The 15305-nt window shown below is 74.9% G+C and carries 11 protein-coding genes; 4 read left to right on the top strand and 7 right to left on the bottom strand.

Features of this window, described 5'->3' with window-relative positions:
* Positions 1–212: 212 nt before the first annotated feature.
* Both AB0J86_RS11060 and AB0J86_RS11055 read left to right on the top strand, forming a co-directional pair.
* A complete protein-coding gene (locus tag AB0J86_RS11060) occupies positions 213–905 on the top strand; it encodes a hypothetical protein (RefSeq protein WP_363855835.1) in 693 nt (230 codons plus the stop codon).
* A 537-nt stretch (positions 906–1442) separates the two neighbouring features.
* Positions 1443–1937: a GNAT family N-acetyltransferase gene (locus tag AB0J86_RS11055; protein WP_363855834.1), complete on the top strand. Its 495-nt coding sequence runs from the start codon at positions 1443–1445 to the stop codon at positions 1935–1937.
* A 336-nt stretch (positions 1938–2273) separates the two neighbouring features.
* On the opposite strand, the gene AB0J86_RS11050 is transcribed toward AB0J86_RS11055, so the two are convergent.
* From AB0J86_RS11050 to AB0J86_RS11020, 7 genes are all read right to left on the bottom strand, one after another.
* Positions 2274–4478, bottom strand: coding sequence for an AAA family ATPase (locus tag AB0J86_RS11050; RefSeq protein ID WP_363855832.1), 2205 nt, complete (start codon positions 4476–4478; stop codon positions 2274–2276).
* A 112-nt stretch (positions 4479–4590) separates the two neighbouring features.
* A complete protein-coding gene (locus AB0J86_RS11045; protein WP_363855830.1) occupies positions 4591–5004 on the bottom strand; it encodes a hypothetical protein in 414 nt (137 codons plus the stop codon).
* 237 nt (positions 5005–5241) lie between these two features.
* Positions 5242–6048: an ATP/GTP-binding protein gene (locus AB0J86_RS11040; RefSeq protein ID WP_363855828.1), complete on the bottom strand. Its 807-nt coding sequence runs from the start codon at positions 6046–6048 to the stop codon at positions 5242–5244.
* Positions 6026–6511: a DUF742 domain-containing protein gene (locus AB0J86_RS11035; RefSeq protein ID WP_363855826.1), complete on the bottom strand. Its 486-nt coding sequence runs from the start codon at positions 6509–6511 to the stop codon at positions 6026–6028. Before AB0J86_RS11035 ends, AB0J86_RS11040 begins: the two co-directional genes overlap by 23 nt.
* Before the next feature lie 22 nt (positions 6512–6533).
* Positions 6534–7010 (bottom strand): roadblock/LC7 domain-containing protein, encoded by a 477-nt coding sequence (locus AB0J86_RS11030; RefSeq protein WP_363855824.1) that lies wholly within the window; start codon positions 7008–7010, stop codon positions 6534–6536.
* On the bottom strand, positions 7007–9817 hold the full coding sequence (locus AB0J86_RS11025; protein ID WP_363855822.1) for a nitrate- and nitrite sensing domain-containing protein: 2811 nt from the start codon (positions 9815–9817) through the stop codon (positions 7007–7009). Before AB0J86_RS11025 ends, AB0J86_RS11030 begins: the two co-directional genes overlap by 4 nt.
* Entirely contained in the window at positions 9804–11144 is a 1341-nt protein-coding gene (locus AB0J86_RS11020) for a hypothetical protein (protein ID WP_363855820.1), read from the bottom strand. The genes AB0J86_RS11025 and AB0J86_RS11020 overlap by 14 nt, the downstream gene beginning before the upstream one ends.
* Positions 11145–11528: 384 nt before the next feature.
* Here AB0J86_RS11020 and AB0J86_RS11015 point away from each other — a divergent pair, with 384 nt between their 5' ends.
* Together AB0J86_RS11015 and AB0J86_RS11010 are read left to right on the top strand one after the other, a co-directional pair.
* Positions 11529–14330, top strand: a complete 2802-nt coding sequence (locus AB0J86_RS11015; RefSeq protein ID WP_363855818.1) for an alpha/beta fold hydrolase — start codon at positions 11529–11531, stop codon at positions 14328–14330.
* Positions 14330–15226 carry an ABC transporter permease subunit gene (locus AB0J86_RS11010; RefSeq protein WP_363855816.1) on the top strand — a complete coding sequence of 299 codons (897 nt, stop codon included), beginning with the start codon at positions 14330–14332 and terminating at the stop codon, positions 15224–15226. The genes AB0J86_RS11015 and AB0J86_RS11010 overlap by 1 nt, the downstream gene beginning before the upstream one ends.
* Positions 15227–15305: the final 79 nt, after the last annotated feature.

The following is a 15305-nucleotide window of genomic DNA, read 5'->3' as shown; positions in this document are numbered from 1 at the left end:
CGGTCGCTGGCTGTGTGCTCCGTGTGTGGTGGCCATGTGGCCGGCACCGGAAGACTGCGATGGCTCGTGGGCGGGTGCGACCGGTCGCGGACGCGGCTCGCGTCTGCCCGTCGCGTCTGCCTGTACCCCGCCGGCGAGGATCCGCCGTACGGTGCAGAGCCGCCCGGCCGCCGGCCAGGACCAGCACATCCCATGTGAGAGGGCAAGAATTCATGTATCCCGCACCCGGGGAACCGGCGCCCGGCGGCCAGTGGCCCGCCCCGCAGTCCGGTACCCCGGCCGATCCCGGCGGGCGACCGCCGTACCCGCCGGCACCCGGCTCGCCGGCCCACCCGCCGGCGTACGGCGGGCACCAGCCGCCCACCCCCCAGTACGGCGGCGCGCCGCAGTACGGTCAGCCACCGGAGTACGGCACGCCCGAGTACGCCGGCGCGCCGTCACCGCAGTACGCCCCGCCGCCCCCGCCCGCCCGGCGCAGCCGGCTGCCGCTCGTGCTCGGCCTGGTCGCCGGCGCGGTGCTGCTGATCTGCGGGCTCGGGACCGTGCTGGTGCTGGTCGGCGGCGACGACTCCTCGACCGAGGCCGACCCGCCCGCCGCGCTGGCGACCGGCAGCGCTCCGGCCCCGCGCGCGAGCGGTGCCGCGGCGCCCGGCGCCAGCCCATCCCAGGAGGAGGTCGAGGGCGACCTGGACCAGTTCCAGAAGGGCGACTGCCTCACGATGAGCGAGGACAACGAGATCGACGACGCGAAGTGCTCGGCGCCGGGGGCCTACAAGGTGCTGCTGCGCCGCAACGGCACGCTGGCCGACAGCGCCTGCGACTCGACCGAGGCCACCGACATCCTCACCCAGGACCAGGCCGGCACCTCGCGCGACTTCGTGCTCTGCATCGCCAAGGTGTCCTGACCCGGCCGCGGGTCGTGACCCGGCACGGGGGCGGGTCGCGATGCCCGGTCGGTCGGGGGGCCGACCACCGGAGGGCTGCCGACGGGCGCCGCCGGTGATCAGGGGGGCCGGTACGGGGGCGCTGAACGGGCGCTCCCGTACCGGAGTCGGCCCGGCCCGCGGGGCGCGGAGCCCGACCCGGATCGCGGGCCGGACTCCGTGCCTGTGGGCAGCGGCGATCAGCCGCTGGTCTCGGGCGCGCGGCACCGGGGCCCAGCCGGGATCTCACGGCCCTGAGCAGCGGTGTCACGTCCCGCAAAGCTTGACCCCGTCCCGATCATGCGCGCCGCGCGGGCCGGATCATCGTGAGGCGCGACACTCGATCAGGCCACCTCCGGCCCGCGCCACGCCGGCACCGTCCTCGATGCGCGCGCCCGCCGGCGGGTCGCCGACCGTCCGGGCCTCGGCCTCGAACGGCCGGGCCGATTAGCCGGACGAACGGTGGCCGTCGGGCGAAACCGGTGGACGACCCCTCCCGGGCGCGGAAAACTGCGGCTGGTGACGGGCAGGGTGCGGCTGACGCCGATGGACGAGCAGGTCCTGGAACCGCTGCTCTCGGTGGCGGTCGCCGAGGCGGAGCCGGGCGAGGTGATGCCGCCGGTCGAGGCGCCGGCCGGCTGGTCACAGGCGCGCCGGGACGCGTTCCGCGAGTTCTACCGCGCCAGCTTCGCCGGCCTCGACGGCCCGACCCGCACCCTGATGTACGCGATCCTGGCCGACGAGGACGTGGTCGGCATGATCCGGATGAGCCGCCGGGACGAGCCGGGCATGGTGGAGACGGGGATGTGGCTCGGCCAGTCGGCCCGGGGCCAGGGCATCGGCCTGGCCGCCCTGCGTGAGCTGCTGGTCGAGGCCGAGCGCAACGGCGTCAGCGTCGTGGTCGCGGAGACCACCGCGGCCAACGCGGCCGCCCTCGGGGTGCTGCGCAAGTGCGGCGCCGTGCTGCACCACGACGACGGGGCCGTACACGCCGAGATCCGCCTACTGCCCTGACCCCGCGACGCGGCGAATGCCGGGATCATGCGGGACCTGCCCACGGTGGCCGGGTCGCCGAGGGTTGGGGCTGGACGTTCTACGCGCCCGCCGTCCAGGCCGGCCCGCTTCGCGCAGACACGTAGGGTGACCCTGGCGAAAGTGGTTCGCTCTTTCCTCTCCACATCGAATTCGTTGTGATCACGCCATGGAAGATGTAGAGGGAATCAGCGACTTACTTTCCGGCCCGCCACGGGGAGGACGAACCCACCGGTCAGCCCGCGGGCATGCCGCCCCGACCACGCGCGGGCGGGCGTGTGGGAGCCGCCCAACTCCGTACGCGAACCGCCCGGTAGCTCAACCCACGGCGTGCGACTCCGCGTACGCCGCCAGCCACGCCACCTGGGCCGGGTCGAGCGACGGGCGGACCCGCCGCCGGGCCGTCGCCACGTGCGCGGCCGTCACCGTCGACGCCTCCAGCGACTCCCGCATCGCCGCCAGCGCCGCCTCGCGCACCAGGGCGGCGCAGTCGGCGGCCGAGAAGCCGTCCAGCGAGCCGGCCAGCCCGGCGAGGTCCACGTCCGGGGCGAGCGGCACCGACCGCGCGGCGGCCTTGAGGATCTCGCCCCGGGCCGCGGCGTCCGGCGGCGGTACGTAGACCAGCCGCTCCAGCCGGCCGGGGCGCAGCAGCGCCGGGTCCACCAGGTCCGGCCGGTTGGTCGCGCCGACGACCACGACGTTGCGCAGCGCCTCCACCCCGTCCAGCTCGGTCAGCAGCGCGGCCACCACCCGGTCGGTGGTGCCCCCGTCGCTGGCCTGTCCGCGTACCGGGGCGAGCGCGTCCACCTCGTCCAGGAAGATCAGCGTCGGGGCGGCCTCGCGGGCGCGGCGGAACAGCTCGCGTACCGCCCGTTCGCTCTCGCCCACCCACTTCGACAGCAGCTCGGCGCCCTTTACCGAGAGCACGTTCGCCCGCCCGGTGCCGGCCAGCGCGGTGACCAGGTACGTCTTGCCGCAGCCGGGCGGTCCGTAGAGGAGCACCCCGCGCGGCGGCTGCACCCCGAGGCGGGCGAAGGTGTCCGGGTAGCTGAGCGGCCAGAGCACCGACTCGGTCAGCACCTGCTTGACCTCGACCAGGTCGCCGACGTCGTCCAGGGTCACCGCCGCCAGCTCCAGCGTCGAGGAGGACATCGACGTCGGCCGGACCACCTCCAGCGCCGCCGCGAAATCGGCCATGGCGACCGTCGGCGCGGTCGCCGACTTCTGCCGCAGCGCGGCGCGCACCCCGGCCTCGCGGACCAGCGCGGCCAGGTCGGCGGCGACGAAACCGGGGGTACGGGCGGCCACCTCGTCGAGGCGTACGTCCTCGGCGACCGGCATCTCCCGGGTCAGTACGGTCAGCTGCTCCCGGCGCAGCGCCGCGTCCGGCAGCGGTACCGCGATCTCCAGCGAGAGCAGGTCGGGGGCGCGCAGCGCCGGGTCGACCGCCTCGGGCCGGCCGGTGGTGCAGACCACGGCGGCGCCGGCCCGGACCGTCTCGGCGATCACCTGGCGGAACACGGTCGCCAGGGGACCGGGCTGGTCGCGCGGCGCCAGCGCCTCGACGTCTCCGACCAGCAGCACCGCCGGCGGGCTGGCCCGTACCGACGCCGCGACCTCGCGCAGCCGCCGCGCCGCGGGATCGTTCGCCAGGGCCGCGATCTCGGGCGCCCAGAGCGACTCCACCCGCGCGCCGACGGCGTGCGCCACGGCGCGTACCAGGGCGGACTTGCCCGATCCGGGCGGACCGCTGACCAGCACGCCGAGCGAGATGTCGGTGCCGATCCGGTCCAGCACCTCGCGGTGGTGGAAGCCGAGGTCGAGCAGCTCGGCCAGCTGCTGGGCCTGTGCCCGCAGGCCGGGCAGCTCCTCCAGGCTGGGCGCGGGTTCGGCCGGCGCGGCGGCGGCGCCGGCCGGGCGTACGTCGGCCCCGGTGGAGCCGTGCGTGACCGGGCCGTGTTCCCAGCCGACCACCGTGTCCATGGTCACCAGGGCCGAGCCGGCGGGTTCGGCGTCCGCGACGGTGAGCAGCGCGCTGGTCCAGGCGTACCCGAGCGCGTTGGAGAGGCTGCGCCGGGCCGCCTCCACCAGGCTGCGTACCGACGCGTCGGGAACCACGTCCTGCGGGAGCAGGGAGACGTCGTCCCCGGCGGTGACCATCTTGCCGAGCAGCGCGAGGCGGAGCATCTCCGGCGTGACCGCGGCGGCCACCTCGGGCGGGCCGGCGAGCGTCACCAGCCGCGCGGCGACCACGGGCAGGGGCGCCACCGCCACCTGCCCGCCGGCGCGTACGCCGAGGTTGCCGAGCATGAGGTCGTCGGCGTGGAGCAGTCCCCGCCCGGCGGCCGGTTCGGCGCGGGCCGCGATGCCGGCGGTGACCCGGCGGCCGGTCAGCCGGACCGGGTCACCGGGGCGCAGCCCCAGCGCGGTGAGTACCTCCGGGTGCAGCCGGACGATGCCCCGGCGGGCGTCCAGCGCCGCCGGTCGCAGGCTCGCGGTGAGAGTGAGATCCGGATCCGCCACGGCCCGAGCGTAGCCGTCCGGCCACCGTCCGCCCGGCGGGTGCGGAAGGGGCCCCGTCGTCGCCGCCTCGGACGACAGGGCCCCTTCTCTACGTCAGGGTCGGACCCGCCGGTCAGGCGCGCCGGTCGGTGTCGAGCAGCGACGGGTCGCGCCGGATCATCTCGGCCAGGCGCGACGCCGCGTCGCCGGTGCCGGGGACCGCGCCCGACGGGTACGCGGGCGCCGGGGCGGGCCAGCCGGGGGCCGGGGCGGGGGCCGGGACGGGTTCGCCCGGACCGCTGGTGTCCAGGGCCTGCACACTGCTACTGACCGTGCCGCCGGACCAGATGATCCGGCCCTCGGTGGCGGCCGGTCCCTCCTGTACCCAGACCCGGACAGCCAGCGCGGGATGCTGCGCGACTACTCGGCGGATGGCCTCGATCACTTCCTCGGTGCCGTTCTGCCCCTCGGCGGCCTGCTCCGACAGGCGTCGCTCCAGCTCCTCGCGCCGGGCCATCTTGGCCAGCGCGTCGTCGAGTTCCCGCACTACAGAACCTCCTTCCCGGTGGACTGGCCGGGCGCGGGCGGAGTCTCCGCCCGACCCGTCGGGCAGACGGGTGCCGGTGGGGACCGGTGGCCGCCGGCGCACCCGTGCGCGGGGCCACCGTGTAGCTCGTCCGGTGGCACCCCTCTATGTCGCGTTCTGTATAACAGGGGCCCGCCGAACCATTCCAGCGATCATTGTTGACCATTGCACGGAACGGGGCATGATCGACACAACGGTTTAGCCGGATCGTTGCCGGATCGCCCGGTTCAGGGCTTTGTCCAGTACGGCCAGCAGCGCGTCGCGTACGGAGAGTCGGTCCCGGGCGTCGAACCTCACCAGCGGGATGTGGTCGCCGATCGCCAGCGCCCAGCGGATCGAGGGCAGGTCGTGCGCCAGCTGGCCGTGGAAGGCGTTGACGCCGACGACGAAGGGCAGCTCGGCGCGCTCGAAGTAGTCGATCGCCGGGTAGCAGTCGTCGAGCCGGGCGCTGTCGACGACGACGAGCGCGCCGAGGGCGCCCCGGGCCAGGTCGTCCCACATGAAGCCGAACCGGGACTGCCCCGGCGTACCGAACAGGTAGAGCTTGAGGGTCTGGTCGATGGTGACGCTGCCGAAGTCCATCGCCACGGTCGTGGTGGTCTTCGTCGACCCGGCACCGGGATCGTCGATGCCGATGGCGGCGTCCGTCATCTCCGCCTCCGTGGTCAGCGGCGCGATGTCGGAGATGGAGCCGACGGTGGTGGTCTTGCCCACCCCGAAGCCACCCGCGACGAGGATCTTCACGGGGACGGGGGCGCCGCGTCCGCCGGGGGCGCCGCCGGTGCCGGCGGGCGCGGGAGCGGCGTGCCGGGGTATCGGCCCGATCCCGGCCGGCACCGCGCCGCCGGACCCCGCGACGGGGCTGGCCACGCCGCGGGCGGCAGCCGCGGCCCGGCCGGCGGCGGCACCGGGTCCGCCGGGCTGGCCGTACCGGCCCGGGACGCTGTTGGGGGACGAGCCGGTCAGCGGGCCGACCGGCCGCTCAGGAGATCGCGCGGAGTCCATCGATCACTCGCAGAATGAGGTCGGGGTCGGGGGTTTCGTCGATGTCGCGGGTGTGTACGTCCAGGTGGCCGGCGGCCCGCAGGTCGCCGACCAGGACCTTCGTCACCCCGAGGTGCAACCGCAGCCGGGCGGAGAGCTCCGCCACGGAGAGCGGCTCGGCGCAGAGCAGCACGATGCTCCGCGACTCGGGCGAGAGCCGGGCCAGCTCCGGCGAGTCCCAGTCCAGGCCGATCAGGCGGGCCGTCACCTGCGTCTCCAGGGTGATCGCCGGATCGACGCCCGCGACCCGGCCCGAGGTCAGTACGAACGGGCGCGGCCCCTGGGCGGGAGTCGCGGCCGGTGGCTGGCCGGTCTCGCCCGCCACCGGCCGGGCGACGGGCTCGACCGGGGACGACGCCTGCAGGTAGGGACGGATCCGGATGGTCGGCTCCGGCTCGTCCTCGTCCTTCTCCTCCCAGCGCATGGCGTCTCCTCGGTCGGCTCGGTCAGGCCTGGACGGAGTTCTTCAACTCGACGATGAGGCGAGGGGTGAGGGCGGCGCCGGCGCGGGTGGCGAAGAGCGTCATCTCGTACGCGACCGTGCCGAGGTTGGCCGACCGGTCGGCGACCACGCCGAGCACGGAGCCACTGCTGATCGAGGTGATCAGGAGGTAGCCGTCGGTCATGTCGATGACCACCCGGTTCAGCGCCCCCAGCGAGTACCAGTTGGCGGCACCGCCGGCCAGGCTGGTCATGCCGGAGACGACGGCGGCCAGCCGTTCCGCGTTCGACCGGTCCTTGATCGCCGACATGGCCATCAGCAGGCCGTCCGACGAGACCGCGATCGCCTCCAGCACCCCGGCGGTGTTCGTCGTGAACGCGTCGAGCAGCCAGTTGAAGGTCCTGGCCTCCGGGCTGAGACCGTCGGCGCCACCCCCGTTCGGGTTCTGCTCGGTGTTGTCGTGGAGGAAGGGGCTGCTCATCGTGGTGATCCCTCTTCGTGGCCGTGATTCGGACTTGCCTCACGCAGGGCGCGCTCGATGCCCGCCTCGAACTGCGTGATCTGGCGACGGACCTCGTCCGGGTCCTCGGGTCGCTGCCCCGTGCGGTCGGGCGGCGGGGCTGCGGCGGGGACGCTGAGGTTGGCGCCCGGTACTCGCCGGGTCAGCGGGGGTCTGGCCGACCCGGCGGGTGCCACCGCGATCCCGAGGGACGCCGGCGGTGTTCCGGTCCGCACCGCCGCTCTCCCGGTGGGGTTCGACGGCGCTCCGGTGGACGTCGCCAGTGTGCCGGCCGGGGCCGACGTCGTTCCGGTAGGGGCCGGTGCGGTGGGCACCGGCGGGGCGAGGACGGACGGGGCAGGGGCCGGCGGCGGCGCGGGCGGCGCCGGCACCGGGGCGTCAGGCGTCGGCGCGGCGGGCGAGGTCGGCGCGACCGGCCCGCCCGCGGCCCGCCGCACGCCGGACTCGAACGCCTCGACCAGGGCGCGTACCGCGTCCGGATCACCGGGCCCGGGGGCGACGTCGGCGCCCGGGCCGGTACCCGGATCCGCGCCGGGAGCGCCGGGGCCGGGCTGGGCGGTCAGCGGCAGTTGCGCGCCCGGTACCCGCTGCCGGATCGGCCGGACGTTCCCGGCGGTGCCGGAGAGAGCGGCCGAGCCGCCACCCGGCCCGCTGGGACCGGCCGGGCCGGCGGGAGCGGCCGAGCCGCCACCCGGCCCGCTGGGACCGGCCGGGCCGGGCTGCGGTGCGAAGGCGTTCCACTGCGGACCGGAGGCCACCGAGCGCTTCGCGCGGTTGAGCAGCTTCGGGTCGACCGCCACCTCGTCCGGGGTCAGCCCGGTCGGGGCGCGCCCGCCGCCCTTCGGTTCGCCCGGCCCGACCGGTTCGACGGGCAGCGGGGCGGGCGCGGTCCGCGCCGCCGCCGGCGGCCCGGCCGGCGTGCTGACCAGCAGCCGCGAGTCGAGTTCCAGGTGCGCGGTGACGCCGCCGCCCGGGGTCGCCGAGAGGGCGACCCGCCAGCCGTGCCGCCGGGCCAGCCGGCCCACGACGAAGAGTCCGAGCAGTTCCGTCGGGGCGAGATCGAGCCGCTCGCGCCGGGTCAGTCGGGCGTTCTCCTCGGCCAGCCGCTCGGGCGACATGCCGATGCCGTGATCCACCAGCAGCACGCGTACCCCCTCCGGGACGCTGCGCGAGGAGACCGTGACGCGGGTGTGCGGGGGCGAGAAGCTGGTCCCGTTCTCCATCAGCTCGGCGAGGGCGAGCACGAGGTCGCCGATGACGGCGGGTACCACCGAGACGTCGGTCTGGACCTGGACGTCCACCCGGGTGTAGTCCTCGATCTCGCCGAGCGCGAGCCGGACCACGTCGCCGAGCGGCAGCGGGGCCACGTGCCCGTCGGAGCCGGCCGAGCCGGAGAGGACGACCAGGCTGCTGGCGTTGCGGCGCAGCCGGCTGGAGACGTGGTCCAACCGGTACAGGTGCTGCAACCGGCTCGGATCGGTCTCCCGCTGCTCCAGCCGGTCGATCAGCGCGATCTGCCGGCCGACCAGGTTCTGGGTACGCCGGCCGACGTGGCCGAACATCTGCGCCACGTTGCGCCGGCTGGCGGCCTGCCGCTCGACCAGCCGTCCCGCCGTGCTCTGCACCCGGTCGAAGGCGCGGGCGAGATCGCCGATTTCGTCCCGGGCCGCCACGTCGACCGGGTCCAGGCGGATCGGGTTCGGCGACTCGGTCTCGTCGTCGGCGACGCGTACCAGCTCCGCCTCGGTGAGCCGGGCCACCCGGTCGGCGGAGCCGGTCAGCCGGGTCAGCGGGCGGGCCACCGTACGGGCCACCGCGACGCTGAGCGCGACGACCACGAGCAGCACCAGCAGCACCAGCGCCCCGACCGTGTAGGCGGTGCCGAGCGCCCGCCGCTGCTGCTCGGTGACGTCCCGGAGGATGTCGGAGATGACCTTCTTCTCCACGAACTGGCCGAGCGTGCCGAGGGAGGAGACGGCCGGGAAGAGCGAGGCGACCGAGAGCCCGGCGACGGCGGCGGCCGGGTTGACCTCGCCGACCTCCAGGAAGTTCTTGTTGGTCCGGGCGATGACCGCCTCGTTGACCAGCGTGTAGAGGGCGTTCTGCTCGTCGGTGGCGAAGGCGCTGAACCGGTCGAGCACCACCCGCAGCTGCGCCATGCTGGCGATGAAGCGCATGCTGGCCGGCTGGCTGCGGGTGGCGACCACCAGCACGATCAACGTACCGCTGACGCTGATCTGCTCGTCGGTGTGCAGCACCGCGTCGAGCGCGACGAGCTGCCGCCCGGCCCGGGTGGCCGTGTCCGCGGAGTCCAGCAGCCGGGGTGAGTCGAGGAGCGCGCCGACGACCGGCTCGAAGGCGGCCATGACCTGGTCGGGGGTGGCCTTGCGGGCGAGCACCCCGGCCCGTACGTCGGTGAGGGCCTGTACGCCGTCGAGCGCCTCCGCGACCGGGGTGGGCAGGGCGGCGCCCAGCTCCGCGCGCAGGTCGCCGATCCGGTCCGTCACGGTCGCGGTCTGGCGTACCAGGGCCGGGCGGTCGGCGACGCCGAGCAGGTAGCCGACCGAGAGGAGGCGTTCCTCCTGCATCTCCTGCACCACGGTGCCGACCAACCCCGCCGTGCGTACGGCGGCGGCGGTGCGGTCCGCCCGGCTGGCGGCGTCGATCCGCTCGGCCACCACGGGCACGGCGAGCGCGGCCGTGCTGAGCAGCGGGATGATGATGAGGACGGCGAGCTTGCCGCGGATGCGCAGCCTACCGAGCAGCATCTGACCGTCCCCAGTGCCCGGAGCCGCCCGGCGTGCCGGCACCGGCCGTCGACGGCTCGGGGCGGCTACCCCGGCCGGCCGGTTCGACGAACGGCCGGTTCGCGCCTCCCACCGGATCCTCGGCCACCGTCGCCGTGCCGCCGCCGGCCGGGCCCACGCCGCCGTCGCTCAGGCCCGTGATCCCGGTGCCCGGGCCCGTGCCGCCGTGACCCGCGCGCGGCGCGCGGCGCCGGGTACCCAGCAGCGCGACGGAGACCGCGGCGAGCGCGAGCAGTACCGCCAGCGCCGTGATGCCGAGCGCGAGCCGCTGCTTGCCGTCCAGGTCCGCGACGCGGGCGGTGAGCCGCACGTCCAGCTCGGCGAAGACCAGCGAGGAGAGCGCGACGGCCGCGGTCTGCGCGCTGGTGCGGGCCTCGCCGATCTTGGCGACGTCCACCACCGGCCCGGCGTCGTCGGTCCCGTTCCCCGAACCGGCCGGATCGTCGTCGGAGCCGGCCGGCTTTCCGCTGCCGCCGCCGGTGGGCCCGCCGCCGGCCGGCGCGGTGACGACGGTGGCCGCGCCGAGCGTCTCCATGGCCCGCTGGAAGGCGTCGACCTGGCTGAGCAGGTTGCTGCCCAGGTTGCCGGCCTCCGTCTGCTCCACCGCCGCGAGCAGGTCGTCGACCAGGTCGTCGGCGGGCGAGAGCGCGGCGGAGCGGGCCGCGCCGAGGTCGGCTATGGTGCGGTCGCGCTCGGCGTCGCGCCGGTGCGACGCGAGTACGGCGAGGTCGGCGAGGCGGCCGATGGCGACCAGCGACTCGGGCAGCTCCTCGCCCGCGCTGTCCTGGAGGTAGTACGAGTCGGCGACCGGGTCGCGGGCCAGTCCGGAGAATTCCCGTACCTTGCCGTAGAGCTCCAGCAGCAGGTCGGTGACCTCGCTGTACGCGGTCAGCGCGGCATCCGGCGTGCCGGGCCCGCGCTGGGGCAGCGCCTCGATCTTCGCCCGGAGCCCGGCCCAGCGGTCCCGGGCCCGCAGCTCGCCACCGAGGCGGGTGTCCACCGTGGTCATCTCCGCCACCGCGCGGCTCAGCTCCTCGCCCGGCACGGTGCGGCCGGCCACGGTGGCCGACTCGGCGTCCACCAGGGCGACGGTGACCGGACCGAGCGCGCGCAGGTACTCCACGCCGTGCCGTTCCCGCTGCGCGAAGGCGCGGTCCGCGTCCGTCGTCTGTCTGGCCTGGAGGAAGAGGACCGCCACCGGCACCAGCAGGGCCACCGCGAGCAGTAGGGGCAGGGCGAGGCCCAGCGTGTCCGGCCAGCGGCGGGCCCGCTGCGCGGGGATCGTCATCGATCATCTCCTCGGGTCGGGGCGGGGGAGCACGTCCGCCCCCGGGCGGCGGCGCTCCCGTGCACCGGACCGGAAAACTATCGGACCGCTGCGCTGGGCAATCCATTACGAGCGGTCAGTTTCACGTCAGTTACGCGATCACGACGTGGCGTCGATTGAGTAGCCACTGTGGGTATTTGAGTGGGGAGGGAGATATGTCTATTAGGCGGTATGGGACGGAAGATCGGTTTACTCAGGATGCGAACGCATCCGGCCCGAGCTCCGACAAGATCGACGGGACGACCGCCACCGTCGCGCCGATCGGGCCGGCCGGGCGACCGTACGGACGATCCGTCGTGAGCGGATCTCAGCCATCGCACAGGATGCGGCCCGTACGGTGAGTCCATGCCTTCGTCGCCGCCGGCGCGGCTTCGCCGTGCCCTGCCCCGGATGACCCGACGCCGGATCGTCACCGCCGCGGTGGTGACCACCCTGCTCGCCGGGGCCGTGGTCTGGGTGGTCTGGCCCGAGCGGCGCGGCTTCCGCGTGCAGCAGCAGGTCGTCACGGTCCGCTCGGGGCCGGCCGGGGACCAGCCGGTCGACCTGGACACCGCGTACTACCGGCCCGACGGCGCGTCGGCGTCCCGACCGGTGCCGGCGGTGCTGCTCGCGCACGGCTTCGGCGGCACCAAGGACTCGGTCCGCTCCGACGCCGAGGAGCTGGCCGGGCTCGGGTACGCGGTGCTGGCGTACACGGCCCGCGGCTTCGGGCGCAGCGGCGGGGAGATCCACCTGGACAACCCGGACTACGAGGTACGTGACGCGTCCCGGCTGCTCGACTGGCTCGCGGCCCGGCCGGAGATCCGTACCGACGCCGCCGGTGACCCGCGGGTCGGCGTCGTCGGCGGCTCGTACGGCGGTGGCCTGGCGTTGCTGCTGGCGGCGCAGGACCACCGGGTCGACGCCATCGTGCCGATGATCACCTGGAACGACCTCTCCCGGTCGTTCCTGCCCGAGTCGACCGGCCGGCCGCCGCTGGACGGGGTCTTCAAGAAGGGCTGGGCCGGCCTTTTCTTCGGCAGCGGCGGCTCCGCCGCTCCCGGTGCCGTCCCGCCGATCGCCGCCGCCCCGGGCGCGCCGCCCGACCCGGCCTGCGGGCGCTTCGCCGCCGACCTCTGCGACGCGTACCTGCGGCTGGCCACCGGCGGGCGGGGCACCGAGGAGGCGGTGGCGCTGTTGCGCCGGTCCAGCCCGGCCGGGGTGCTCGACAAGATCATGGCGCCGACGCTGCTGATCCAGGGCGAGGCGGACACCCTCTTCCCGCTCTCCGAGGCCGACGCCAACGCCCGGGGGATCGCGGCGACCGGCACGCCGGTGCGGGTCGCCTGGTTCACCGGCGGGCACGACGGCGGCAGCGGACCGGCCAGCGACCAGGATCGGACGCGGTTCCTCACCGCCCAGTGGCTCGACCACTACGTCAAGGGCAACGGCAACGCGCCGGAGCGCAGCTTCACCTGGTCCCGGATCGCCGGCATCGACGCGCTCGAACGGGGCCTCGTCGCCACCGGCTACCAGCGCGCCGACTACCCCGGGCTGGGCGGCACGACGACCCGTACGGTGCCGGTCGCCGGGCCGCCGCAGCGGATCGCCAACCCGCCGGCCGGCAACCCCGCGGCCATCTCGTCGGTACCGCTGGCCGGGGCGCTCGGCGCGGTCGCGGGCGCGAGCGGCGCGCTCGGCGTCGCCGGCGACGTACCCGGTCAGGCCGCCCGCTTCGACTCCGCGCCGCTGACCGGCGCGGTGGACGTGGTCGGCGCGCCGGCCGTGGAGATCCGGGCCGCCTCCCCGACCGGCGAGGCCGTGCTCTTCGTCAAGCTCTACGACGTCGACCCGCAGGGTGCGGCCACGCTCACCAACGGCCTGGTCGCCCCGGTACGCCTCACCGGCCTGCCGGCCGACCTCGCCGCCGCCACCCCGGTACGGGTCACCCTGCCGGCGATCGTGCGCCGGATCGAGCCGGGGCACCGGGTGCGGATCGTGGTGGCCAGCTCCGACCAGGCGTTCAGCACGCCGGTCGAGCCGACCGTCTACGCCGTGGCGCTCGGCTCGGACGCGGTGACGCTGCCGCTGGTGGCGGGCGCCCCGATCCCCACCGCCGCCGCGATCTGGCGCTGGGTGCTCGCCGGGCTGCTCGCCGCCATCGTGCTCGGGCTGGTGGTCGTCGTCGCGGTGGTGCGCCGCCGGCAGCGCCGGCACGACACCTCGGTGACCGAGGCGTACGCCCAGACGCCGCTGGTCGTGCGCCAGCTGCGCAAGGAGTACGCGGACGGCTTCGTCGCGGTCTCCAACGTGGACTTCGAGGTGCACCGCGGCCAGGTGGTGGGCCTGCTCGGGCCGAACGGCGCCGGCAAGACCACGACGCTGCGGGTGCTGATGGGGCTGACCCAGCCCAGCGCGGGCGAGATCTACGTCTTCGGGCACCGGCTGGTACCGGGCTCGCCGGTGCTCTCCCGGATCGGTGCGCTGGTCGAGGGGCCCGGGTTCCTGCCGCACCTCTCCGGGCTGGAGAACCTGCGCGCGTACTGGCGGGCGACCGGCCGCCCCGAGGAGGACGCGCACTTCGAGGAGGCGCTGGAGATCGCCGGTCTGGGCGACTCGGTGCACCGGAGGACGCGCAAGTACTCGCACGGCATGCGGCAGCGGCTGGCGATCGCGCAGGCCATGCTCGGCCTGCCCGAGCTGCTGGTGCTCGACGAGCCGACGGACGGGCTCGACCCGCCCCAGATCGCCGAGATGCGCCGGGTGCTCAAGCGGTACGCCACAGACGGGCGGGCCGTGCTGGTCTCCAGCCACCTGCTGGCCGAGGTGGAACAGACCTGCACCCACGCGGTGGTGGTGAACAAGGGCCGGATCGTCGCCGCCGGCGAGGTGGGCGAGATCGTGGGCGAGTCCCCGAGCGTGCAGTTCGACGTCTCCGACCCGACCGCCGCGCGCGAGGTGCTCGGCCGGCTGGCCGGCGTACGGGTCCTGCCGTCCGGCGAGAACGGCGGGCTGGTCGTGGACGTCGACGGCACCGCCCGCAGCGAGGTGGTGGCGGAGCTGGTCCGGGCCGGCATCGGGGTGGACCGGGTGGTGCCCCGGCGCCGCCTGGAGGACGCGTTCCTCGCCCTGGTCGGCGAGAACTCTCGGGGAAGCGGGGACCGGTGATGGCGAGCACGCGGGTGTCGAGCGCGGCCAGTGCGCTGGAGCGGGCGGGCGCGGCGCCCGGCTACCGGCCCCGGGCCACCCTCTCCATCGGCTCGGAGTGGCGCCGGCAGGCGTCGCGGCGGCGTACCCAGCTCGCGCTGGGTTTCATGGTGCTGCTGCCGGTGATCATCCTGATCGCGTTCCAGTTCGACCGGGGCGGCGACGACGGCGACGGCGGCGGGCAGTTCTCCAGCCTGATCGACCTCGCCACCGCCGGCGGGCTCAACTTCATGCTCTTCAGCATCTTCGTCTCCGCCTCGTTCCTGCTGGTCGTGGTGGTGGCGCTGTTCTGCGGGGACACGGTGGCGAGCGAGGCGAGCTGGGGGAGCCTGCGCTACCTGCTGGCCGTACCGGTGCCCCGGGCGCGGCTGCTGGCCGTGAAGCTGGTCGTCGCGCTGGCGTACTCGGGGCTGGCCCTGCTGCTGCTCGCCGGGACCGCGCTGCTCGCCGGCACGCTCCGGTACGGCTGGCACCCGTTGCAGAGCACGGTCGCCGCCCAGCTCGACCCCGGTACCGGCCTGCTGCGGCTGCTCGGCGTGCTCGGCTACCTCGCGGTCGTCCTGCTGGTCGTGGCCGGCCTGGCGTTCCTGCTGTCGGTGACGACGGACGCGGCACTGGGCGCGGTCGGCGGTGCCGTGCTGCTCTGGATCCTCTCCAGCATCCTGGACCAGATCACCGCGCTCGGGGTGCTCCGCGACTTCCTGCCGACGCACTACAGCTCGGCGTGGCTGGGGCTGCTCTCGACCCCGATCCAGACCGACGACGTGGTGAAGGGCTGCATCTCGGCCATCTCGTACGCCACGTTCTTCTGGGCGCTGGCGTTCTGGCGCTTCACCCGCAAGGACGTCACCAGCTGACCCTCCGCCACCCGCCCCCTTTTCGTCGATCTAGGGCAAATCGTCGCTAGTGGATATCCACTAGCGACGATTTGCCCTA

The sequence above is a fragment of the Micromonospora sp. NPDC049559 genome, assembly GCF_040676675.1.
Classification (GTDB): domain Bacteria; phylum Actinomycetota; class Actinomycetes; order Mycobacteriales; family Micromonosporaceae; genus JBFAPK01.
The sequence above is the reverse complement of the archived record's forward strand: the minus strand, read 5'-3'. Positions and strand labels throughout refer to the sequence as shown.